20 protein-coding genes are annotated in these 23,091 nt (G+C 69.2%); 12 read left to right on the top strand and 8 right to left on the bottom strand.

Translation table 11 applies throughout. The features are described 5' to 3' along the window. The first annotated feature begins 333 nt into the window (after positions 1-333). Complete coding sequence (recQ, locus tag VHB92_RS15590; RefSeq protein WP_325454705.1) at positions 334-2,175, top strand: DNA helicase RecQ; 1,842 nt, start codon at positions 334-336, stop codon at positions 2,173-2,175. A gap of 93 nt (positions 2,176-2,268) precedes the next feature. Next, the gene (locus tag VHB92_RS15595) at positions 2,269-2,838 is read left to right on the top strand and encodes a dihydrofolate reductase family protein (protein WP_325454686.1); all 570 of its coding nucleotides are present in this window, start codon (positions 2,269-2,271) and stop codon (positions 2,836-2,838) included. 11 nt (positions 2,839-2,849) lie between these two features. Here the strand turns inward: VHB92_RS15595 and VHB92_RS15600 are convergent, their stop codons facing one another. Further along, on the bottom strand, positions 2,850-4,586 hold the full coding sequence (locus tag VHB92_RS15600; RefSeq protein WP_325454687.1) for an L-aspartate oxidase: 1,737 nt from the start codon (positions 4,584-4,586) through the stop codon (positions 2,850-2,852). A 70-nt stretch (positions 4,587-4,656) separates the two neighbouring features. Between VHB92_RS15600 and VHB92_RS15605 the strand changes: the two genes are divergently transcribed. From VHB92_RS15605 to pdxT, 3 genes are all read left to right on the top strand, one after another. Next, positions 4,657-5,607 carry a LysR family transcriptional regulator gene (locus VHB92_RS15605; RefSeq protein ID WP_325454688.1) on the top strand — a complete coding sequence of 317 codons (951 nt, stop codon included), beginning with the start codon at positions 4,657-4,659 and terminating at the stop codon, positions 5,605-5,607. A gap of 357 nt (positions 5,608-5,964) precedes the next feature. Continuing rightward, entirely contained in the window at positions 5,965-6,873 is a 909-nt protein-coding gene (gene pdxS / locus VHB92_RS15610; RefSeq protein ID WP_325454689.1) for a pyridoxal 5'-phosphate synthase lyase subunit PdxS, read from the top strand. Then, complete coding sequence (pdxT, locus tag VHB92_RS15615; RefSeq protein ID WP_325454690.1) at positions 6,863-7,459, top strand: pyridoxal 5'-phosphate synthase glutaminase subunit PdxT; 597 nt, start codon at positions 6,863-6,865, stop codon at positions 7,457-7,459. Before pdxS ends, pdxT begins: the two co-directional genes overlap by 11 nt. 58 nt (positions 7,460-7,517) lie before the next feature. Here the strand turns inward: pdxT and VHB92_RS15620 are convergent, their stop codons facing one another. Both VHB92_RS15620 and VHB92_RS15625 read right to left on the bottom strand, forming a co-directional pair. Then, positions 7,518-8,342 carry a hydrolase gene (locus tag VHB92_RS15620; RefSeq protein ID WP_325454691.1) on the bottom strand — a complete coding sequence of 275 codons (825 nt, stop codon included), beginning with the start codon at positions 8,340-8,342 and terminating at the stop codon, positions 7,518-7,520. A 176-nt stretch (positions 8,343-8,518) separates the two neighbouring features. Next, positions 8,519-9,274 (bottom strand): methyltransferase domain-containing protein, encoded by a 756-nt coding sequence (locus VHB92_RS15625; protein ID WP_325454692.1) that lies wholly within the window; start codon positions 9,272-9,274, stop codon positions 8,519-8,521. Between the two features lie 24 nt (positions 9,275-9,298). On the opposite strand from VHB92_RS15625, the gene VHB92_RS15630 reads away from it, so the two are divergent. Continuing rightward, a complete protein-coding gene (locus VHB92_RS15630) occupies positions 9,299-10,513 on the top strand; it encodes an ROK family protein (RefSeq protein ID WP_325454693.1) in 1,215 nt (404 codons plus the stop codon). Between the two features lie 50 nt (positions 10,514-10,563). Here VHB92_RS15630 and VHB92_RS15635 read toward each other — a convergent pair whose 3' ends face one another. Beyond that, a complete protein-coding gene (locus VHB92_RS15635; RefSeq protein ID WP_325454694.1) occupies positions 10,564-11,238 on the bottom strand; it encodes a YdeI/OmpD-associated family protein in 675 nt (224 codons plus the stop codon). After that, a complete protein-coding gene (locus tag VHB92_RS15640) occupies positions 11,235-11,798 on the bottom strand; it encodes a DUF1697 domain-containing protein (RefSeq protein ID WP_325454695.1) in 564 nt (187 codons plus the stop codon). The genes VHB92_RS15635 and VHB92_RS15640 overlap by 4 nt, the downstream gene beginning before the upstream one ends. Positions 11,799-11,904: 106 nt before the next feature. On the opposite strand from VHB92_RS15640, the gene VHB92_RS15645 reads away from it, so the two are divergent. The 3 genes from VHB92_RS15645 to VHB92_RS15655 all read left to right on the top strand — a co-directional run bounded on the left by VHB92_RS15645 (position 11,905) and on the right by VHB92_RS15655 (position 16,740). Next, entirely contained in the window at positions 11,905-12,930 is a 1,026-nt protein-coding gene (locus tag VHB92_RS15645) for a DUF4436 family protein (protein ID WP_325454696.1), read from the top strand. Positions 12,931-13,131: 201 nt separating this feature from the next. Further along, the gene (locus VHB92_RS15650) at positions 13,132-15,243 is read left to right on the top strand and encodes an acyl-CoA dehydrogenase (RefSeq protein ID WP_325454697.1); all 2,112 of its coding nucleotides are present in this window, start codon (positions 13,132-13,134) and stop codon (positions 15,241-15,243) included. A 174-nt stretch (positions 15,244-15,417) separates the two neighbouring features. After that, positions 15,418-16,740 carry an MFS transporter gene (locus tag VHB92_RS15655; protein ID WP_325454698.1) on the top strand — a complete coding sequence of 441 codons (1,323 nt, stop codon included), beginning with the start codon at positions 15,418-15,420 and terminating at the stop codon, positions 16,738-16,740. Between the two features lie 130 nt (positions 16,741-16,870). Here VHB92_RS15655 and VHB92_RS15660 read toward each other — a convergent pair whose 3' ends face one another. Continuing rightward, complete coding sequence (locus tag VHB92_RS15660) at positions 16,871-17,455, bottom strand: TetR/AcrR family transcriptional regulator (protein ID WP_325454699.1); 585 nt, start codon at positions 17,453-17,455, stop codon at positions 16,871-16,873. 26 nt (positions 17,456-17,481) lie between these two features. Further along, positions 17,482-18,825 (bottom strand): ion channel protein, encoded by a 1,344-nt coding sequence (locus VHB92_RS15665; protein WP_325454700.1) that lies wholly within the window; start codon positions 18,823-18,825, stop codon positions 17,482-17,484. 158 nt (positions 18,826-18,983) lie between these two features. Between VHB92_RS15665 and VHB92_RS15670 the strand changes: the two genes are divergently transcribed. From VHB92_RS15670 to VHB92_RS15680, 3 genes are all read left to right on the top strand, one after another. Beyond that, positions 18,984-19,334: a hypothetical protein gene (locus tag VHB92_RS15670; protein ID WP_325454701.1), complete on the top strand. Its 351-nt coding sequence runs from the start codon at positions 18,984-18,986 to the stop codon at positions 19,332-19,334. Positions 19,335-19,501: 167 nt separating this feature from the next. After that, positions 19,502-20,317 (top strand): ATP-binding cassette domain-containing protein, encoded by an 816-nt coding sequence (locus tag VHB92_RS15675; RefSeq protein ID WP_325454702.1) that lies wholly within the window; start codon positions 19,502-19,504, stop codon positions 20,315-20,317. Further along, positions 20,299-21,867 carry a transporter gene (locus VHB92_RS15680; protein ID WP_325454703.1) on the top strand — a complete coding sequence of 523 codons (1,569 nt, stop codon included), beginning with the start codon at positions 20,299-20,301 and terminating at the stop codon, positions 21,865-21,867. The genes VHB92_RS15675 and VHB92_RS15680 overlap by 19 nt, the downstream gene beginning before the upstream one ends. A 208-nt stretch (positions 21,868-22,075) precedes the next feature. Here VHB92_RS15680 and VHB92_RS15685 read toward each other — a convergent pair whose 3' ends face one another. Then, entirely contained in the window at positions 22,076-23,089 is a 1,014-nt protein-coding gene (locus VHB92_RS15685) for a malate dehydrogenase (protein ID WP_325454704.1), read from the bottom strand. Positions 23,090-23,091: the final 2 nt, after the last annotated feature.

Below are 23,091 nucleotides of genomic sequence, written 5' to 3' on the forward strand. Positions count from 1 at the left end.
GCTTCCAGCGTAGTAGCAGCCGCGGCCCGGCCGGCCGCCGGGCGGTTTCGCACAGCTTCGGGCGGAGGCGCCCCTCGCGTCGGAGGCCACGGTTAGCCTTGACCGGTGAGCATTCCCGAATCCTTCGAACGCCTGGCTGCGGATTCGGCCGACTGGAACGCTGACTGGGATCCCGACGAGCTCGTCCCGCCCGACGACGACTACGGCCCGGAGCCGCTGCAGAGCCAGGGGGCAGGTGGTGCTGGACGGTCGAGCGCCGCTGCCGCGGGTGATGCGCGCGACGCGGGCGCCGACCGGTTCGAGGCCGAACTGGAACGCGCATCCGTTCGTCGCATGGTGGGCGCGGATCCGCTCGACGTGCTGCGCACCGTCTGGGGCTACGAGGGCTTCCGGGGCGACCAGGCGGCCGTCATCCATCGCCTGATCTCCGGCGGAGACGCCGTCGTGCTCATGCCGACCGGGGCGGGCAAGAGCCTGTGCTACCAGGTGCCGTCCATCGTGCGGGAGGGCACCGGCATCGTCGTCTCCCCGCTCATCGCGCTCATGCACGACCAGGTGGCGGCGCTCAACGCCGTCGGGGTGCGCGCCGCGTTCCTCAACTCGACACAGGACGGGCTCAAGCGGGCATCCGTGGAGCGCGCGTATCTGCGCGGTGAGCTCGACCTGCTCTACGTCGCACCGGAGCGCCTGGCCTCCGAGCAGACGAAACAGCTGCTGGCCAGGGGAACCATCGCGCTGTTCGCGATCGACGAGGCGCACTGCGTCTCGCAATGGGGTCACGACTTCCGACCCGACTACCTCGGGCTTTCGGAGCTCGCCAGACGGTGGCCCGGCGTTCCCCGCATCGCGCTCACCGCCACGGCGACGGAGGCGACCCACAGGGAGATCACCGAGCGACTGGCGCTGACGGGCGCCGAGCACTTCGTCGCGAGCTTCGACCGACCCAACATCCAGTACCGCATCGTCGAGAAGAACGACGTGAGACGACAGCTGGTCTCGTTCATCAAGGGCGAGTTCGGCGGTGGTGATGGAGAGGGCCCCGCGTCGGGCATCGTCTACGCGCTGAGCCGCAAGACCGTCGAGCAGACCGCCGAGCACCTGCGGCAGAACGGCATCGACGCCATGCCGTATCACGCCGGGTTGGATGCCGGCACGCGCGCCCGCACGCAGTCCCGGTTCCTCCGCGAAGACGGCGTCGTCATCGTCGCGACCATCGCTTTCGGTATGGGCATCGACAAGCCCGACGTGCGTTTCGTCGCGCACATCGACCTCCCCAAGTCCGTCGAGGGCTACTACCAGGAGACCGGGCGTGCCGGACGCGACGGCGAGCCCGCGGTGGCGTGGCTCGCATACGGCCTGCAAGACGTGGTGCAGCAGCGCCGCATGATCGAGGAGTCTCCCGGAGACCTCGCGCACCGCAGGCGCATGTCGGCCCACCTCGACGCCATGCTCGCCCTGTGCGAGACGGTGCACTGCAGGAGGCAGAACCTGCTGCAGTACTTCGGGCAGGACTCCGAAGCGTGCGGCAACTGCGACACGTGCCTCAACCCGCCGCAGACGTGGGACGGCACGATCCCCGCCCAGAAGCTGCTCTCCACCGTCGTGCGGCTCGCCCGAGAGCGCAATCAGAGGTTCGGTGCGGGCCACCTCATCGACATCCTGCGCGGCAAGCGTACGCCGAGGGTCGACCAGTACCAGCACGACGGCATCAGCACGTGGGGCATCGGCGCCGACCTCAGCGACCAGCAGTGGCGGGGTGTCGTCAGGCAGCTGCTCGCGCAGGGCCTGCTGGCCGTCAACGACGACGGCTACGGCACGCTCGCCATCACCCCGGCCAGCGCCGAGGTGCTGAACGGCTCCCGGCGGGTGCCCTTGCGTCAGCAGGCGGAGCGGGCGCCGCGGTCGAGGGGTTCGAAGGCGAGTGTTGAGACGCTGACGGATGCCGCGCATCCACTCTTCGAAGCGCTGCGAGCCTGGCGGGCAGAGCAGGCCCGCGAGCAGGGCGTGCCGGCGTACATCGTGTTCGGCGATGCCACGCTGCGCGGCGTGGCCTCGCGACGGCCGAGGACGTTGGACGAGCTCGCGCAGGTGTCGGGTGTGGGTACCAAGAAGCTGGAGACGTACGGAGAGGACGTGCTCGCGGTGGTTGCCGCCGCGCCTGAGCCGTCCGCCTGAGCCGTCCGCCTGAGCACCGAGTAGCGCGGGCGCCGACTGATCGTCGAGAACCTCACGAGTGGGCGAGGACGCCCGGAACGGAAGGACACCATCATGAGCGACGTCGTGCTCGCCATGTTCATGAGCCTGGACGGTTACATCGCCGGCCCCGGTGGAGAGTTCGTCGGCCCCGATTGGTCTGCCGAGATGCAGTCGGCGTGGTCGGACAAGAACGTGGATGCCGCGTACTTCGTGTACGGACGCACGAACTTCGACTTCAACGCGGGGTTCTGGCAGGGGCTCGAGGCCGACGAGACCGCGCCGGAGGAGCAGCGCGAGTTCGCCAGGAGGATGGGGCGGATGCCGAAGCTCGTCGTGTCGCACGAGCTGACGGAACCGGGCTGGAACGCCAGGGTCATCCGCGACATCAGGGAGGAGATCGCGCAGGCGAAGGCGACAGCCGGCGGCGACATCGTGGTCATCGGTGGAGCCGGCGTCGCGCAGTCCTTCCTGCGGCTGGGGCTGGTCGACCACCTGCGCATCATGGTCACGCCCCTGCTGCTGGGCGGCGGCATCCGTCTGTTCGACGGGGAGTACGCACGAACGCGCCTCGAGCGCACCGGGTGCATCCCCGTCGACACCGGGTCGACGATCCTGGAGTACACGATCGTCCGCGACAGCTGACGCCCCGCCGCTCACTCCAGGAGCTTGCCCGCCACCGACACCTCGCCCGCGATGAGCTCAGCGATCTCGTGCGGAATCGAGGGGATCGGCTCGCGCACGACGCCCGTCGACGGCGACCACACGAGGTTCACCTGGAGGGCCGGGTCGAGATCGGGGTAGTCGCTGCGGTTGTGGCAGCCGCGGCTCTCCCGGCGCTCGAGCGCGGCCTCGAGCGTGGCCCTGGCGGCGAGAGCGGAGGACTTGAGGTCGAACGCATGCGCGAGATCCTGGAAGCCGGCGATGTCCGGGTGGATCCCGACGTTCGACATCCGCTCCTCGATAGCGTCGAGCTCGGCCAGTCCCGTGAGCAGCCCTTCCTCCGACCTCACCACGCCCGCGTGCTCCGTCATGGTGTTGCGGATGGCGCGCTGCAGGGCTCGCACGTTCTCCGCGCCGTCGGAGGCGAGCAACGAGTCGATCTCCGCGCGTGCCGACGCGATCGCGGAAGCCGACCGCTTCTGGGCGGGCAGCCCCGCCGAGTATGTGGCGGCGGCCTGGCCGGTGATCCTGCCGAAGACGAGAAGCTCGATCAGCGAGTTGCCGCCCAGTCGATTGGCTCCGTGCAGTCCGGAGGATGCCTCGCCGATGGCGTACAGGCCGGGAACCTCGGTGCTGTGGTCCTCCGGACGCACCCACACGCCGCCCATCGAGTAGTGCGCCGTCGGCGCGATCTCGATCGGCTCCTTCGTGATGTCGAGCATCTGCAGCTCGAGCATGGTCTGGTACACGCGCGGCAGCCTGGTCATGATCGTCTCGCGCGGCAGGTGGGAGACATCCAGCCACACCCCGCCGTTCGGCGTGCCTCGGCCCTCCTTGATCTCGGTGTAGCAGGCGAGCGCGACGCGGTCGCGGGTGGACAGCTCCATTCGCTCGGGGTCGTACTTCGCCATGAAGCGTTCGCCGAGCGCGTTGGTGAGGATGCCGCCTTCGCCGCGCGCCGCCTCGGAGATGAGGGTGCCGGCCGCGTTCTCGGGCTCGATGATGCCCGACGGGTGGAACTGCACCAGCTCGGGATCCCGGAGGCGGGCGCCCGCCTCCACGGCGAGGCGGAACGAGTCGCCGGTGTTCTCGTCACGACGTGACGACGTGCGCCGCCAGATGCGGGTGTGACCGCCGGCCGCCAGGATGACGGCATCCGCGTGGATGAGATGACGCGTGCCGTCTTCGACGTCGAACCCGTAGGCGCCGAACACCGCGCCGTCCTCGTTGACGAGGATGCGCGTGACGTAGACGCTGTCGAGGATGGGGATGTGCAGTTGCGCCGCCCGGTTGACGAGGGTGCGCTGGATCTCGAGGCCCGTGTAGTCGCCGGCGAACGCGGTGCGCCGCCAGGTGTGGGCGCCGAAGAAGCGCTGTGAGATGCGGCCGTCCGCCTCCCGCGCGAACGGCATCCCGTAACGCTCGAGGTCGTCGATGCCGCGCGCGGCGCCGGAGGTGACGATCTCCACGGTGCGGGGGTCGGCGAGCAGGTAGCTCTCCTTGATGGTGTCGGCAGCGTGCTGCTGCCACGAGTCGTCGGGGTCCATGGTGCCGAGCGCGGCGTTGATGCCGCCGGCCGCGAGCGACGTGTGTGCATCCGACTTCGGGCGCTTGCCGAGCACGAGCACGTCGGTTCCGTTCTCGGCGAGTTCGATCGCCGCGCGCAGACCGGATCCGCCGGTCCCGATCACGAGAACGCTCGTCGAGGTCTGCTGCTCTGAGGTGGTCATGATTCGACGCTACGAGCGGTGCCATGATGTGTCCAATGCATCTTCCGGCTCGTGTCCATGCACGTAGGCTATGCATATGAACCTGGACCAGCTGCGCGGTTTCATGACGGTCGTGCGGGTCGGCAACTTCACGCGGGCGGCCGAGGAGCTGCACCTCGCTCAACCGTCGCTGAGCCGCCAGATCCACGCGTTGGAGCAGGATCTGGGCGCTCAGCTGCTCACTCGGGATCGCGGCGGCAGTGCGCCGACGGCGGCAGGCGAGGCGCTCCTGCCTCTGGCGAGACGGATGCTGGCCGACGCCGATTCCGTGCGTCGCGAACTCGACGAGCTCGCCGGCCTTCGTCGTGGACGCGTGCGGCTCGGTGCCACTCCGACGCTGTGCATCAGCCTCGTCGCCGAGGTGCTCAGTGCATTCCATGCGGCGCATCCGGGCATCGAGCTGCATCTGGCCGAGCACGGTTCTCGTCAGCTGCTGGATCAGCTGAACGCAGGCGAGCTCGACCTCGCGCTGATCACCACCTCCGACGCGACCACAGCCGAGCGGTTCGCGGTGAGCCCGCTGCTGGTCGAGGAGCTCGTGGTGATCTCGTCGGCCGCATCGCCGCAGCTCGCCTCCGGCCGGAGTGTCACGCTCACCGAGGTCGCCCGGCTGCCGCAGATCGTCTTCAGCTCGACCTACGATCTGCGCGCAGCGACGGATGCCGCCTTCGATGCCGCCGGCCTCACACCCTCTGTCGTGCTGGAGGGCGCGGAGATGGATGCCGTGCTGCGCTTCGTCGAGCGCGGACTCGGCGTCGCGATCGTGCCAGCCATGGTGCTGATCGACCGGCCGGGCCTTCGGTCGGTGCGCCTGCGCGAGCCGAAGCTGACCAGAACCATCAACGTCGCGCGGCCGGCGGATGTCGAGCCCTCCTCCGCCGTCGGCGTGATGCAGCGCACGATCGCTGACACCACCTTCGCCCTCGCGCGGCGCGCCGGACCGACGATGCGCTTGGCGGGCGATCCGCACCCCGCCGGGTGAGAACGCTGAGGACGGACCGAGCTACCCTGTCCGCCCCGAAGACCGGTTTGCGGCGGCCGTGACGACACCTCCGCCGTCGGATCGCAGCACGACGGCGAGGTTCAGGGCGGCGATGAGTCCCTGGAGATCGCCGCTCCGGCTCGCGGCCGCGAACGCCTTCACGACGGCATCGTGCTCCGAGCGCGGCACCTGCCTGGCGCGGCTCCCGTCGAGCCTCAGGAGGGGACTCGCTTCGACGAGTAGCGGTCTCGCCGCAGACCGTCGGGCGCACTCAGCGCACGTCCGACGCTTCACGAGATAATCGACTGCCCCCAGCCGCGGGAACCGACCCGTCACGACAGACCAACGAGGAACAGAATGCCCGAGAGCCCTAAGCCCGAGAATGCGGAGCACGGCTCCGCCCGAGTCAAGCGTGGTCTCGCTGAGATGCTCAAGGGCGGAGTGATCATGGACGTGGTCACACCCGATCAGGCGAAGATCGCCGAGGACGCCGGTGCGGTCGCCGTGATGGCGCTCGAGCGCGTGCCGGCCGACATCCGCGCCCAGGGCGGCGTCGCCCGCATGAGCGACCCCGATCTCATCGATGGCATCGTCTCCGCCGTGTCGATCCCCGTCATGGCGAAGGCTCGCATCGGGCATTTCGTGGAGGCGCAAGTGCTGCAGGCGCTCGGCGTCGACTACATCGACGAGTCCGAGGTGCTCTCGCCCGCTGACTACGTCAATCACATCGACAAGTGGCCGTTCACCGTGCCCTTCGTGTGCGGTGCGACGAACCTCGGTGAGGCGTTGCGCCGCATCACCGAGGGCGCGGCGATGATCCGGTCGAAGGGGGAGGCCGGAACGGGCGACGTCTCGGAGGCGACGAGGCACATCCGCACGATCACCGGCGAGCTGAACGCCCTGAAGTCGAAGACGAAGGACGAGCTCTATGTGGCGGCCAAGGAGTTGCAGGCGCCGTACGAGCTCGTCGCAGAGGTTGCCGAGACTGGCCGGCTCCCCGTCGTGCTGTTCACGGCGGGCGGCGTCGCCACCCCTGCGGATGCCGCGCTCATGATGCAGCTCGGCGCCGACGGGGTCTTCGTGGGCTCTGGCATCTTCAAGTCGGGCGACCCCTCCAAGCGGGCGGCGGCGATCGTCAAGGCGACCACGTTCTACGACGACCCGGACGAGATCGCGAAGGCGTCGCGCGGGCTGGGCGAGGCCATGGTCGGGATCAACGTCGCCGACATGCCGGCGCCGCACCGGCTCGCCGAGCGTGGCTGGTAGTCGGCCGAAGGTCGGCGTCCTTGCGTTGCAGGGCGACTTCCGGGAGCACCTGAACGTACTCCGGCGGCTGGGCGCGGATGCCGTACCCGTGCGTCGGCCGGCAGAGCTCGACGATGTCGACGGTCTCGTGATCCCCGGCGGCGAGTCGACGGTGATGGACAAGCTGAGCCGCGCCTTCGGTCTGCGTGACCCGCTGATCGCGCGCATCTCGGCGGGGATGCCCGTCTACGGCACCTGCGCGGGCCTCATCATGCTCAGTTCCGAAGTGCTCGATGCGGCGCAAGGGCAACAGACCCTGGGCGGCCTCGACGTGACCGTGCGCCGCAACGCATTCGGCAACCAGAACGATTCCTTCGAGACCGATCTCGAGACCCCCGAGCTCGGCCTGCCACCGGTGCATGCGATCTTCATCCGCGCCCCCGTCGTCACAAGGGTCGGCGCAGCGGTCACGACCCTCGCCACCCTGCCCGACGGGCGCGTGGTAGCCGTGGAGCAGGGCGACCTTCTCGGGACGGCGTTCCATCCCGAAGTCACCAACGACACCCGGTTCCACCGGAGGCTCCTCGAACGCATCGCGGCGGGTTGACCGGATCGGGGCGCACCCCTCTCCCGTCGCCAGTTCCGAGCGGAGCCGTCCCCGGCTGCTAGGTCAGGTCGTCGTGGTCGCCGCGCACCCAGGCCATGTACCGGTTGGCGGACTCCCTGATCACGCGGTGCGCATCCTCGGGAACGCTGCGGCCGAAGTTGTTGAACAGCCTGTCGAATCGCAGCGCGAGAGCGCGGCCGGCCACTCTGTCGACGACGGCGGCCGACAGCGGAAGCAGGTTGGGGTAGCTGCGCATGAACGAGACGGATGCGCCGTTCGGGTTCGGGAAGATCGCGTCGCCGGCCAGCAGAACGCCCTTGCCGTCGGCACCGGCGTCCCAGAGTGCGGCGGTGCTCCCCGGGAAGTGCCCGCCCAGCGTGTGCAGCGCGAGGCCGGGCGCGAGCTCGATGGTGCCGCTGAAGAGCCGGATGACGTCATCCTGACGCCGCACCCACCGTGCGTCGGCCTCGTTGACGTACACCGGGACGCCGCCCAGGGCGTGCGACCACGACACCTGCGCGCCGTACATGTGCGGATGACTCGCGGCGACCGCGATGACCGGACCGTGCTCGAGCACGCGCGCCGCGACATCCTCGTCGACGTAGCCGATCGGATCGAACAGCAGAGTTCCCGACGGCGTCGTCACGAGCATGCACTGCTGCCCGATACCCACTTGCGGCTCGCTCGTGATGCCGAGGAGGCCGGGCTCGATCTCGTGCAGTTCGACGCGGATGCCGCTGGACCGCAGCGCGTCGGCCGTGGTCCACCTCTGGCCGGAGCGCGGAACCCACTGCCGTTCGTCGCTGCAGATCGCACATTCCGCCGGCGGCTGAGAAGTCTCGGCGTGCTCAACACCGCACGTCGCACAGATCCACACAGTCATGGTTCGACGCTAGCGCTGCACGGTCATGCGGCACCAGGACCGGAGCACGCTCGGCCGCGAGAGCAAGCTCTCCCCCGTCACGCCTCGATTGCAAAGCTCGGTGTCGGAGCCGGCCTGTTCCGGCTGCTCAGGCATGACGCCTCTGCCACCTGGCGGCGACGAGCGAAAGCCCGTCCTCAGCGTGCGAAGATCAGCTGCCACGCGAATCCGATGCGATTGAACGGTTCTCGGTCGCAGAGCTCGAGTTCGAGTCGCAGGAGCTCGTCGAAGAACGCGGCGTCGTGTTTCGCCGAGTTGTCTGTGAGCAGGTCATTGGCGAGCCGGTGGCCATAGCGGCCCACCGCAGTGAGTCCGACCGCTGCGGCGGCGGTCTGAATCCGATCGGGGTCGACTTTACGAACAAGGGTGTTGAAGGTCTGGACCGCCATTCTGTCTGCGTGCAGTTCGGTGGCCGCCGCGGGGGGTCCGTCGTTGAGCAGGGTCCGCAGCACGTGGCCCGCGGGATTCACGTCGATCACGGACAATCGGCCGCCCGCACGAACGCGGGCGGCCAGCGCCGCGAGATCTGCCGCCTCAGCAGGGCGGTAACGCAACACGAAATGGCACAGCACCAGGTTCCACTCGCCCTCCGGCAGGTCGTCGAGGCCGGCCAGAATCGTGCGCACACGCGCTCCCTCGTCATCCGCGCGACGCTCTGCCTCCTCCAGCCACGCCTGCGACGGATCAACGATCGTGACCTCGTGTCCAGCCTTCGCCAGCGGTAACGCGTCCATGCCGTCACCGCCGCCGACATCCAAGACCCGAAGACGATCGCCGAGTACTTCGCACTGCCGCCGCAGCACGTCAGCGACGGTCGCGTACCGGATCCTGGCCCACGGAGAATCGGTGTACGCCCGCCACTGGGCAAGGTTCTCGCTGAAGATTTCGGTCACCGCGACATCCTTTCCCGACGGTGCGTGTCCACGGCCGACTCCATTCAAGCCGATGCCTTCGCCTGTTCTGATCCGGTGGGCGACGGCAGGCAGAGCGCCAGGACGGGTACCCCGAAGGACGCTGAGCGCTGGCGAACCCACCGAGGGCAGGCGCGCACGCGCGGCATCGGCTGGTACCGTCGGGACACGGAGACAAGGGGGTATCCGGTGGGCGAGGACTGGTACGTGGTCGGCGTCGATTGCGGAGGCACCACGAATGCGGGGACGGTCCTTCGTTCCGATGGCAGATTTCTGGTGGATCGCTTGATCGAGTCGCCCAGCCGCGTGCTCGATGGCCCGGTGGCGGCCGTCGCCGCCTTGGAGGAGGCGCTGGACGCCGCCCTCGACGAAGCCGGAATCGGGCGCGAGCAGGTGCGTGTCGTCGGCCTCGACACGCCGGGGCCGGCCAGTGCCACCGGTGTCATCTCGAGTCGGGGGGCGACGAACTTCAGTGGCCCGCAGTGGCGTGGATTCGATGTGCGGGGCGCACTGGAGCACCGTCTTCGCCTGCCGGTGGGCTACATCAACGACGCGAACGCCGCTGCGTTGTATGCGCATTATGCGTACTTCGGATCAGCCCGCGCCCTGTACTCGTCGGTAGCGGCGATCGTCGGCACCGGACTCGGTGGTGGATTGGTCGAGGCGGGAACGGTGATCACCGGACGCTCGGGAATGGCGGGCGAACTCGGGCACGTTCAGATCCCGCTCGACGGCATCCTCGAGCAAGACCAGCCGATCCCACGCTGCAACTGCGGCCTCTTCGGAGACGTTGAGAGCCTGGCGTCCTTGACCGGCATCCGGAAGAACCTGCTGCCGTACTGGCTGACCCGCTACCCCGACCATCCACTGCATCGGGTGCCTGACGAGGCTGAGCGCACATACCGGGTGCGCACGCTTGCCGAAGAGGGCGACGAGATGTGCCTGCGCATCTTCCGACAACAGGCTGACGCCATCGCCGCACTGTTCCACATCGCGTCGAACTTCACCGACCCGACCGCCTATGTCGTCGGAGGTGGCGTGGTGGAGGCCACCGATGAGTTCCGCACGTGGTTCATCGATCGTGTCGGAGAGCACATGAACCTGCGAGAGGAACAGGCCGAGGTGGCCGTCGTCGCGACGGTGCCCGACCTGGACATGGCAGGCAGCCGCGGCGCCGCCCTCTCTGCCCTCGACTCGGCGCGCACGTCAGCCGCCACGTAGACGCTGCGCCGCTCAACCCGCGCAATCGGCTCGGCCATGAAAGCAAGCTTTCACGGCTCTCGCCTCAATTGCGGGTAGATGGTCTCGCCGCGCTCCAGCATGGCGACGAACTCGCCGATCTTGCGTGCTCTTGTCTCCGCCCGCTTCACGTTGCCGATGCGGAACAGGATGGCGAAGCGGTTCTGGCTCGTCAACGTCGCGAACATGGTGGCGGCCTGTGGGCTCGCGGCCAGGGCCTCGGCGAGATCGGCGGGCACTTCGATGGTCTTCGAGCCGGCGTAGGCGGCATCCCATCGCCCGTCGGTCTTGGCGCGCTCGACCTCCGCCCGCCCGGCATCCGTCATGCGGCCCTCTCGCTCGAGGCGCTCCGTGTGCTCCCGGTTGCGCTTCGACCACAGGCTGCGCGCCCGTCGCGGCGTGAACGTCTGCAGCCACTCGGTGTTGCTCAGCCCCTGCTTGCGGCCGTCGATCCAGCCGAAGCAGAGCGCCTCGTCGAGCGCCTGCGCGTACGTGATGCCGGGAGCACCGCCCTTGGCCAGCGCGAGCTGCACGCCGTCATTGGTGGCGTGGTTCTGCTCGAGCCAGGAACGCCAGGCGCCGGCGTCCGGTAGTCGCAGCACCGGCCGGCCGCCCGTGCCGGCCGCGGTGCCAGCCACCGAGCCGGCCCCAGTGCCGCCCGGTGAGGTCTCCGCGGCCGAGGTCTTGTGCGCCCGAGCGTCGGTCATAGCAGCTTCCTGAGCGTGTTGAGGTTGCGATTGGTGGTGAGGGCCGTGCCCGGTCCACTGCCGAGTGCCTTGCCGATCACGCTGTCGAGCGTGTGTCCGCGTTCCACGGTCCAGAACAGCACGGAACCGCCGTCGGCGACCTGCACGAGCGCCGGATCGAGCGCGAGCGAGAGCACCCGGTTCGCCACTGCGTCCAGTTCCTCCGGTCGCCGGCTCCCCCCGGTGGTCGCCTCGCCGATGGGCGCCCCGATGAGGAACACCACGTAACGATGCCACGCGTCGCGTTCCGGGAAGGGATACGCCTCCACGGCGGCCGAAAGCGCATCCGTGTCGAGCACGTGCACCTTCGCGTCGTATCCGAACGCCTCGCTGAGCGCGGCCTCGAGATCGTGACGCAGAGCGGATGCGTCGCCCTCTGCTTCGAAGACCACGTTGCCGCTGGCGAGCACGGTCTTCACTCCGTCGTATCCGAGCGACCGGAACACCTCGGCCAGCTCGGCCGACTTGATGGTGCGCCCTCCGACGTTTACGCCGCGCAGCAGTGCGATGAACCGGGTCATGGCATCCAGCATCTCAGCAGCCGCCGACGGCGCACGAGCGGCGCCTGGAGCGCATGATCAGCGGGGCTGACCGACCGGCGAGCGTCGTCGCCGTAGGCTCTGCGGCGTGGAGGACGCAACACCAGGCGAGAAGCCGGCACGGAACGCCGAGGGTTCGTCGCGCATCCCGGCCGTCGGATCGCCCGAGCCCGGTGCGTCTCGGCCCCCGGGCGCTTCACGCCGGCGGCGCCGGGTCGTGGGCACCGTGGCGGTGGTCGTGGTGCTCGTGTTCGTCTACGCGGCCGTCGTCACGCTGTATGCGCTGAGCGGCAGCGTGAGGTCGTTCGACGCCAAGGAACCGGAGCCTGAGAAGGGTGGCGTCACCGTCGTGCTCACGGTGGAAGGGATCGACGCCGCGCGCCAGCGAGCCGACATGACGGCGTACATCGACCCGTCTGACACTCTCTTCACGGGCGATGGCCTCGCCCTGGCGGAAGACATCCACGTCATCATCTCGCCCATCGAAGGAAGCCAGACTCTTTCGTTCAAGGCGGATTCGGCCATCGGCACGAAGCCCATCCGAATGCTCGCCGACGGCGAGATCGGAACCTGGCCGTTCGATCATTACGACGTCGACGACCTCGTGGTCCTCGCCTATGTAACGACCGACGGCGTCTCACGACCGATACCCACGACCGTATGGATGAAGGGCGACGTACCGGGGTGGTCCGCCTCGGTCGCGCAGAAGACGAAGGCGCCGCCCGAGCTTCCCGCCTCGCTGTCTGAAGCGATCAGCACCGCGCCGTTGCTCGAGTTCAGCGCCTCCCGATCCGCCAGCACCGTCGCGTTCGCGTTCGTGCTGCTCGCTCTCCTCGTCGTGATGCCGTGCCTCGTGCTGTTCGTCGCGATCACGGCATTCAGGGGCAGACGCAAGCTCGAGGCGTCGTTCATGGGATGGATGGGCGCCATGCTGTTCGCGACCATCCCGCTGCGCACGTTCCTGCCCGGCTCGCCGCCGATCGGATCGTGGATCGACTTCACGGTCGTGCTCTGGGTGGTCACGGGACTCATCGCCGGGCTCGCGATCTACGTCGCAGCGTGGGCGAGGTGGGCGCATCCCGAGCCGGGAGCGTCGTCATCCAGCGCTCCCTGAGTCGGTGATTGCGCAAACCCACAGGTATCCGCGCCGCGCTTCCGAGGGCATTTGTGCGTTCCGCACCGCCGACTCGCCGCCCCTCGCCGGTCGACCTACCGTGGAACGGACGCCCGGAATCCGGGCGCCGCACGCCGGGATGCCGCGAGCCTCGTCGCGGCCGGCGTGCGCCGCTGATTCCACGGAAGAAGAAGACCGACCATGGTTGACACCGCTTCGAAGACCGCATCCGAACGCGTGGCGCGCGCGGACCGGTTCGAATACACGCCGCAGACCGGACCGGTCGATGTCGACGCCCCGCCTGCCGAGGTGGATGTCGCGCAACTCGGACGCACGCTTCTGGGCACCTGGGCGGACATCCGCCTCGCGTCGCGCGAGTTCGCCAAGGACCCCGCGCTGCAGCGGGTGGAGGGGCTCAGCCTCGACGAGCAGAGACGGCGCGTCTTCGGCCAGTTGAAGCTGCTGGTGGAGAACGGCCAGGTGCATCGCGCGTTCCCGGCCTCCGTCGGCGGCGGCGACGACCACGGCGGCAACATCGCGGCATTCGAGGAGCTCGTCACGGCCGACCCGTCGCTGCAGATCAAGGGTGGAGTGCAGTGGGGCCTGTTCGGCGCCGCCGTCATGCACCTGGGCACGCAGAAGCACCACGAGAAGTACCTGCCCGGCATCATGAGCCTGGATGTGCCAGGCGCCTTCGCGATGACCGAGACCGGGCACGGTTCGGATGTCGCCTCCATCGCCACGACGGCCACCTACGACCCGGAGACCCAGGAGTTCGTCATCGACACGCCGTTCCGCGGCGCGTGGAAGGACTACCTCGGCAACGCCGCGAACGATGCGATCGCGTGCACACTGTTCGCCCAGCTCATCACGAACGGCGTGAACCACGGCGTGCACTGCTTCTACGTTCCGATCAGGGACGCCGCGACCGGCGAGTTCCTGCCCGGCATCGGCGGCGAGGACGACGGTCTCAAGGGCGGCCTGAACGGCGTCGACAACGGACGCCTGCACTTCACGAACGTGCGCATCCCGCGCGAGAACCTGCTGAACCGGTACGGCGACGTTGCGGAGGACGGCACGTACACGAGCCCCATCGCGAGCCCCGGCCGCAGGTTCTTCACCATGCTCGGAACGCTCGTGCAGGGCAGGGTGTCGCTCGACGGCGCATCCACGATCGCCTCCGCCATGGCCCTGGCCATCGCCATCACGTACGGCAACCAGCGCCGGCAGTTCACGGCGGCGAGCGACACCGACGAAGAGGTGCTGCTCGACTATCAGCGCCATCAGCGCAGGCTCATCCCGAGGCTCGCCACGACGTACGCCCAGTTCTTCGCCCACGACAAGCTCCTCGTCAAGTTCGATGAGGTGTTCAGCGGCAAGGCCGACACCGACGACGACAGGCAAGACCTCGAGACGTTCGCCGCGGCGCTCAAGCCGCTGTCCACCTGGCATGCCCTCGACACGCTGCAGGAAGCGCGCGAGGCGTGTGGCGGCGCCGGGTTCCTCGCCGAGAACCGCCTGGTCGGCCTGCGCGCGGACCTCGACGTCTACGTGACGTTCGAAGGCGACAACAACGTGCTGCTCCAGCTGGTCGCCAAGCGGCTGCTCACCGACTACTCGAAGAAGTTCGCCAAAGCGGATGCCGGTGCGCTTGCCCGATACGTCGTCGCGCAGGCCGCAGACCGCGCGTACCACGGCACGGGCCTCCGCCGGCTCGCGCAGACCGTCGCCGACTTCGGCTCGACGGCCCGTGCGGTCGGTCAGCTGCGCGATCCGGAGACGCAGCGGGAGCTGCTGACCGACCGCGTGGAGACCATGATCGCCGAGGTCGCCACCCGACTGCGCAACGCGAACAAGCTCCCCAAGGAGAAGGCGGCCGAGCTGTTCAACTCGCAGCAGAACGAGCTCATCGAGGCGGCCAGGGCGCACGGTGAGCTGCTGCAGTGGGAGGCGTTCACCGAGGCGCTGGCCACCGTGCAGGATGCCGGCACCAAGCAGGTGCTCACGTGGCTGCGCGACCTGTTCGGCCTGGGTCTGCTGGAGAAGCACGTCGCCTGGCACATCATCCACGGCCGGCTCTCGCCCCAGCGGGCGCAGGCCGTCACGGCGTACATCGACCGGCTCGTCGCCCGTCTGCGCCCGCATGCGCAGGCGCTCGTCGACGCGTTCGGCTACGAGCAGGAGCACCTGCGCGCGAAGATCGCCAGCGGAGCCGAAGCGGAGCGCCAGGCCGAGGCACGAGAGTACTTCGCCGCGCTGCGCGCGTCGGGCGAGGCACCCGTCGACGAGAAGGTGCTGCACAAGAAGAAGTAGGCGCGCCGCTCACCTGAGAGCCCAGAACACGCCCGTGTCCCGACGCGGGCGTGTTCTCGTCTGTGCGCCACGGTTGCAAACTTGAACAGACCGGTCTAACGTATTGGACAGATCGGTTCAAACTCGCCCGTCCGACGTGCGACGAGAACCTCAGCAGTCTGAGAGAGGGCCAGCATGACCTTGCGCGTCTCACCCACCGCCGGAGACACCACGACGGACGTTCCCGAGGTCCGCGGGCGTCTCCGCCTCGGACGCACGGCAGCGTTCGTCGGCACGTCGCTCGCCGCCGCCGGACTGTATCTGGCATCGGGAGCACCGACGCCGGTGCTCCTGCTGCTGCAGGAGCAGTGGTCGTTCCCGTCGTGGGTTCTCACGGTGGCCTTCGCCGCGTACTCGTTCGGGCTCATCCTCGCGCTCCTGGTGGCCGGCAAGCTCTCCGATCACATCGGACGGCGCCCCGTGCTCATCGGCGCGCTCGCGGTACAGGCCGTCGCGATGGCCGGATTCGTGGTCGCGCCCAACATCGGCTGGGTCATCGCTGCTCGTGTGCTGCAGGGCATCGCGACGGGCGCCGCGACGAGTGCCTTCACGGCGTCGATCGTGGAGCTCGCCCCGGAGCGCTTCAAGCGGCTCGGCTCGGTCATCGCCGGAGTGGTTCCGCCTGCCGGGCTCGGTCTTGGAGCCCTGTTCGCCGGCGTGACCATCCAGTTCAGTCCCGTCGCTGACCTCATCGTCTTCACGGTGCTCTCGGCGGTGGCCGTGCTCGGACTGGCCGTGGCCGCCCTGTCGCCGGAGACGTCGAGTCGTCAGTCCGGCGCCGTGCGCAGCCTCGTGCCGCGCGTCGCCGTTCCGCCCGCCGCGCGCGCCGAGTTCGCGGCCTCGCTTCCGGGAATCGTGGCCACCTGGACGCTCGGAGCCCTCTTCCTGGGCCTCGGACCGACCATCGTTCTTCAGGTGTTCCACATCGACAGCGGAGCCGTGGACGGCGTCGTCGCGTTCGTGTCGCCAGGCGCCGCTGCGGTTGCTGCGCTCCTGCTCGGCAAGGTGGGGGTGCGACGCGTGCTCGTCTGGGCCGGCATCGCGGTGCTGATCGGAGCGTTCGCCGTGGTGGCATCCGTGTACAGCGGCTCTCTCGCGCTGTTCGTGGCCGGTGGGGTCGCCGGCGGTGTCGGCTTCGGCGCCGCGCTGTCGGGAGCGCTGCGAGTGCTGACCGGGCTCGCGCATCCCCATGAGAGGGCCGGTGTATTCGCCGCCGTCTACACTGTCGCGTACCTGTCGTTCGGCACGCCGGCCGTGATCGGCGGCCTGCTGATCGCGCCCCTCGGCCTCACCACCACCGTCGTGCTCTACGGAGTGGTCGTGCTGCTCGCCGCGGCGACCGGTCTGGTGGCACAGCAACGACGCGCCGCTGCGGAGCGGGAGCGGGTGGCGACGGAGCGCGCAGCGCGGCCCGTCACGGCGCCGACTCCGTGCCCGAACGGACCGGCCACGGTCTGATCCCCGCCTGGAACATCGCACGCGGGCTGCGCATCACGAGCGGCCCGCGTGCGATCGTCCGTGTGCGGCCCGAAGCAGGAGGCGGAGCGGAGCGGGAGGCGGAGCTGAGCAGGAGTGGGCCGGCAGGAGGTCAGCGCACCGGCTGAACGGTGGCGGCATCCATGAGCTGCTCCGCGATGTCGCGAGCGAACCGGGCAGACCGAGGATCCTGGTCCATCTGATACGACATGCGGGCGCCGTCGTAGAGCACGACCAGGCTCTCGGCGAGCTTGGCGGCATCCTTGGCGCCCATCGATTCGGTGAGGTGCTGGAAGAGGCCGTGCACCCAGGTGCGGTAGCTGGATGCCTGCTCCCGCTCGGTGCTGCCGGGCTGAGCCTCAGCGATCGCGCGTGAGAAGGCGCACCCCCGGTAGTCGGGTTCCTCGAAGATGGCGCCGAGCTCGTCGAAGACCGCGAGCACCTTCTCGCGCGGCTCATCCTTCGTGGCGATCGCCGCTTCGATGCGGGCCGCCCACCGCGCGTGCCTGCCCTTCAGGTATTCGCGCACCAGATCGTCTTTGCCGCTGAAGTTGTAGTACAGCGAGCCCTTGGCCACGCCCGCCTTCTCGATGATGCGGTCGATCCCGACGGTGTGGATGCCTTCGTCATAGAAGAGTTCGTCGGCAGCGGCGAGCAGACGCTCCCGCGGGGACAAGCCCTTGTCGTGTGCTGCCATGGGCGGATTCTATCAGACAGACCTGTTCAAATGGTGCTCGGATTCCGACGTGGCCCGCCCGCCGGGCCGGTGCCGAAGCGTTTGTCGAGTCCGCCATCGCTCTCGATCTCGAACGGCGGAGCCTTCGTGACCAGCAGCCACGTCGGCAGCGTGATCACGCACAGGATGGGCAGCAGCGTGAGGTCGCCGGTGAGCGCGATGCCTAGGAAGAGCGCCATCCAGCCATCCCGCGTCTCGACCATGACGATGCCGAGGCCGCCGCACGCCACGGCGAGGCCGAGCGGCATGCCGGGGATGACGGCGTGAGCGAACAGGCCGATGGCGACGCCGATGAACACCACGGGAAAGACGCGACCGCCGCGGAAGCCGGCACTCGCGGCCACGAGCAGGGCGACGATTTTCACGCCGGCGAGGGCAGCGAGGGTGCCTGCCGAATACGAATCCGGATGCGTCAGCAGCTCGCCGGTCTGCTCGAGTCCCTTGAACAGGGTGAGCGGTCCGCCGACGATGGCCAGCAGGCCGAGAACGAGACCACCGAGCGTGGTGATGGCCAGCGGATGCCGCAGGGCGTGAAACCCCGCATGCAGGTACGGAAACAGGAACGCCGCCGCGATCCCGACGCAGGCCGAGAACGCGGCGACGATGGCCCCGGTGAGGAAGTCGATCGGCTGGGGCGCACCGAGCGGCGGCAGGTGGAACGCGATCGTCTGCCCGCCCAGCAGGTGCATCGTCACGGCTCCCGCCGCGGCCGCGGCGACGGGCAGGAACAGCCTGTCCCACAACGATCCGCCACCCTTGACGGCCGCGACCGTGCCGGTGAGCACGAGCGCCGCCGCGACAGGCGTGCCGAAGAGCGCGCCGATCGTGGCGGAGATGGCGAGCAGCATCACGAGCTGGGCCGGGATCTTCGTGGCGATGCGGGAGAACGCCGCGACCGCCAGCGCCGAGTTGATCGCGATGATCGGGTTCTCCGGGCCGAGGCTCACGCCGCCCGCGAGTCCCAGCATGACGACGACCGCGATGCTCGGGAGCGTGCCCGGCCGCGGCGGCGGCGAGGCGAGTCCCGTGGTCGCGGTGTCCGGTCCGCCGTGACCGGGCACCAGCCACACGACGAGGCCGACGGCGAATCCGGTGAACGTCAGAACTGCGAGCATCCACCACGGGTTGTTCGACGCGAGCCCGATCGAATGCGGAAGAGCGGTCCACAGTCCGTCCTGGAGCACCGCGGAGATGCGCTCGAGCAGCCACAGCACGAATGCCGAGACGATGCCGATGGCGAGCGCGGGCAGCGAGAGCAGGAGCAGCATGCGCACGCTCGGTGCGGGCATCTCGATCGCCCCTGCGCTCTGCGTCGTACTGTCTTCCGCCATCGCGTCCCCCCGTGGTCGGTGCGTCACCACGATAGGGGCCGAGCGCTCCCGTGCGAAGGTTCGGCACGGGACTTCACCTGGATGGTGGGCGAGCGGGGGCAGGCATGCCGGCGCGACCCGTCGGGCGGATGCTCAACCTCGATTCGTAGACTCGCAGCATGATCGTGCCCGAGGCGAAGCCGCCCTACCTCGTGTGGGACATCGTCGTCTCGGTCATCACGTGGCTCGTCACGGGAGCCTTCATCGGCATGGCGTCGTTCATCGCCGTCTTCGGGCTCGCATTCCTCGACTACTGCCCGCCGCAGTCGTGCAGCGCCGAGGCGGCCGTCGCGTGTCTGTTCGCGGCGGGAACGGCATCCGTCGTGGTGGCGCTCGCCGGCTTCGTCTGGGGGCTGGTGCGCATGTTCCACCGCCAGCCGAGCTGGTGGATGACGGTCGGCGCCTTCGTGCTGTGCGTCGGATGCTGGGCAGGCGGCTTCGTCTCGGCGGCACGCGCCGTCGGCTGGTGAGCCGAGGTCAGACGAGGCCGGCGACGCCAATCCTGCCCGCGGGTTGAGGGGGCTCCGCCCGTCGGGTTGAGGTCTCGCCCGACCGCAATAGGCTGGGACGACGACCCGTGCGCCGACGCTCCAGGTGCGCAGCGACTCGCTCAGCCCGCGACTCCCGGAGGGACTCCATGACCGACGCCGTGAACCCGCCGACTTCGCCGTCCGGCTACGCGCCGCCAACGCCCGATGCCGCTGCCGCGCTGTCGATCCGGGGCCTCTACAAGTCGTTCGGGCAGAAGCGGGCGGTCGATGGCATCAGCCTCGACGTGCCGGCCGGAAGCTTCTACGGTCTCGTCGGTCCCAACGGGGCGGGCAAGACCACCACGCTGAGCATGGCGACCGGACTGCTCAGGCCCGACGCCGGCATGGTGACCGTGCACGGCATCGACGTGTGGCAGCATCCGCTGGCCGCGAAGGCGCAGATCGGTGTGCTGGCCGACAACGCCCGGCTGTTCGACCGTCTGACCGGTGAGCAGCTCGTCGTGTACGCGGGTCTGCTCAGCGGCATGGACCGGCCGACCGCGGTGTCTCGCACGAAAGACCTGCTGCAGCTGCTCGACCTGCAAGACGCAGCGGGAACGCTCGTCGTCGACTACTCGGCCGGCATGACCAAGAAGATCGCCCTCGCCTGCGCCATGGTGCACGCTCCGCGGCTGCTCGTGCTGGACGAGCCGTTCGAATCCGTCGACCCGGTGTCGGCGGCGAACATCCGCGACATCCTCGGCGGCTTCGTGCGCGGCGGCGGCACGGTCATCGTGTCGTCTCATGTGATGGACCTCGTGCAGCGCATGTGCGACCACGTCGCCGTGATCACGAACGGGCACGTGGTGGCATCGGGCACCGTCGACGAGGTGCGTGGCGGCGCCGACCTCGAGGACCGTTTCGTCGAGCTCGTCGGCGGCCGCCGCGTGCAGGAGGGCCCGGAGTGGTTGCAGCACTCGTAAGGCTGCGGCTGCTGGTGCTGCGCAACAGCCTCAAGCGCAGCGTCGGCCAGCTCGTCGCCGTCATCATCGGCGCCCTGTACGGCCTGTTCGTTCTCGGCCTGATCGTGGTCGGCCTGTTCGCGCTCAACCTCGCGCCCGTCGACCTCGTGCGCACCATCGTGGTGCTCGCCGGCTCGGTGCTCACGCTCGGCTGGGCGATCCTGCCGCTGTTCTTCTCGGTCGAGCAGACGCTGGATGCCCCGCACCTCGCGGTCTATCCCATCCCGCTGAACAAGCTGCTCACCGGCCTGCTCATTTCGGGCGTCGTCGCTGTTCCCGGCGCCATCACCATGATCGCGTCGGTGTTCACGTTCGGATCGTGGCTCCGGATGCCCGGCATCGCCGTGCTCGCGCTGCTCTGCGGCATCGCGGGGGCGACGCTCTGCGTCATGCTGTCCCGCGCCGTCACGTCGGCCGCGGCCGGCCTCGCGTCGGGGCGCAGGTTCCGCGAGGCCGCAGGCATCCTGATCTTCATCCCGCTCGTGCTCCTCGGACCGATCATCGCCGCCACCGCGTCGTCTCTTCGGCAGTCGGCCGACGTGCTGCCGAGTCTCGCTGAAGCCATGTCGTGGACGCCGCTCGGCGCCATCTGGGCCATCCCGTCGCAGGTGGCGCTCGGCGACCCGCTCGGCGCGGTGCTTCGCGCGCTGATCGGCGCAGCCACCATCGCTGTCGTCTTCGTGGTCTGGCGGTGGGGGCTCGCGCGCTCACTGGTCACGCCGGTTCATGCGGCGGCGAAGGTGAGAGCTCAGGGCAAGCTCGGTCTCTTCGCCCGCCTGCCCGCGACGCCGGCGGGCGCGATCGCCGCCCGATGCCTCATCTACTGGTTCCGCGACCCGCGCTACCTGCGCCAGCTGGTCATCGTGCCGGCCATGCCCGTGCTGTTCTGGTTCTACTCGTCGCTGACCCACTCCGCCGCGCTGTTCCTCGTCTCGGGCCCGCTCGTGGGCTTCCTGCTCGGTGTGACGCTGATCGCCGACGTGTCGTTCGACTCGACAGCGTTCGTGCTGCACATGAGCAAGGCCGTTCCCGGCCGCGCCGACCGGTGGGGGCGGGCATCCGCCGTCCTGACGTTCGGGCTGCCCGCTGTGATCGCCGTCACGCTCATCACGGTCGGCATCACGCACCAGTGGGCCGCACTGCCCGGCCTGCTGGGTCTCGCCATTGGCCTACTGTTCGGCGGGCTCGCCGTGTGCTCCGTCACGTCGGCCGTGCTCGTGTATCCGGCGCCCGCGCCGGGGGACAACCCGTTCAAGACCCGGCCGGGAGCGAACACCGCGCTGCTCGGGTCCACGTTCATCAGCTGGGGCGTTCTCGCGCTCGTGACCGCGCCGGAGATCGTGCTGCTGATCCTGGCGCTGGCTACGGGGAACGTGCTCTTCGGCTGGATCGGCCTCGTGGTCGGCGTGGTGCTGGCGCCGATCACGCTGGCGATCGGAGTGCGGGTAGGCGGCGGCATCCTCGACCGGCGCGGGCCCCAGCTGCTCGTGCAACTCCAGAAGGACGCGTAGCGGCCGCCGCCCGCCACCGAGGGTTGAGCCCGTCGAAACCCGCCCCCGCCCACCGAGGGTTGAGCCTGTCGAAACCCGCCCCCGCCCACCGAGGGTTGAGCCACTACCGAGGATTGAGCCTGTCGAAACACGCGCGCCCGAGGGTCGAACCGCTACCGAGGGTTGAGCCTGTCGAAACCCGCCGCACCGCCCGACGCACCGCTCGACCTCACCCCGGCAAATGCCCGAGCGCCCGCACCGCCTCCCGCTCGTCGAGCAGCTCCGCGACGGATGCCTCGATGTGAGCGTGCGCGACCGGATCCGCGTCGAGTCCGGTCACGATCTGCCATTCGCCGCGCGACGAGCGCACGGGCAACGAGCAGATCAACCCGTCGGGCAGGCCGTACGAGGCGGCAGCCTCCGCGTTGACGCCGCCCGTCGTGACACCCGCCGAGGTGAAGCGATCGCCCGTGCCGTTCACCCAGTCGTAGACGTGGTCGATGGCGGCGTTCGCAGCCGACGCCGCGCTGGACGCGCCCCGAACCTGGATGATCTCGGCTCCACGCCTGGCTACCGTCGGCACGAAGACCTCCTCCAGCCAGCGCTCGTCGACGATCTCGCGCGCCGGGCGCCCGTCCACGGTGGCGTGCGAGACATCCGGATACTGGGTGGCCGAGTGGTTGCCCCACACGATCACCCCGTCGACCGCCGTCACGGGCACCTCGGCCTTGATGGCCAGCTGCGCGACGGCACGGTTGTGATCGAGCCGGGTCATGGCCGTGAACCGTTCGGCGGGCACGTCGGGAGCATGCGAAGAGGCGATCAGTGCGTTCGTGTTCGCGGGATTTCCGACCACGAGAACGCGCACGTCGGATGCCGCATGCTCGTTGATCGCCCGACCCTGCGGCCCGAAGATCGCCGCGTTCGCCTCGAGCAGATCGGCACGCTCCATTCCGGCCGTCCGGGGACGCGCGCCGACCAGCAGGGCGACGCCGGCGCCGTCGAACGCGGTGCGCGCGCTGTCGGTCACGTCGACCGAGTCGAGCAGCGGGAAGGCGCCGTCGATGAGCTCGAGTGCCGTGCCCTCTGCAGCGCGCAGACCCAGCGGTATCTCGAGCAGGTTGAGGCGCACCGGAGTGTCAGGGCCGAGCAGCTGACCGGATGCGATGCGGAACAGCAACGCGTATCCGATCTGCCCGCCTGCTCCGGTGACGGTCACGGTGACGGGGCGGCGAGTCGGGATGG

Source organism: Humibacter sp., from assembly GCF_035547335.1.
Classification (GTDB): Bacteria; Actinomycetota; Actinomycetes; order Actinomycetales; family Microbacteriaceae; genus Humibacter.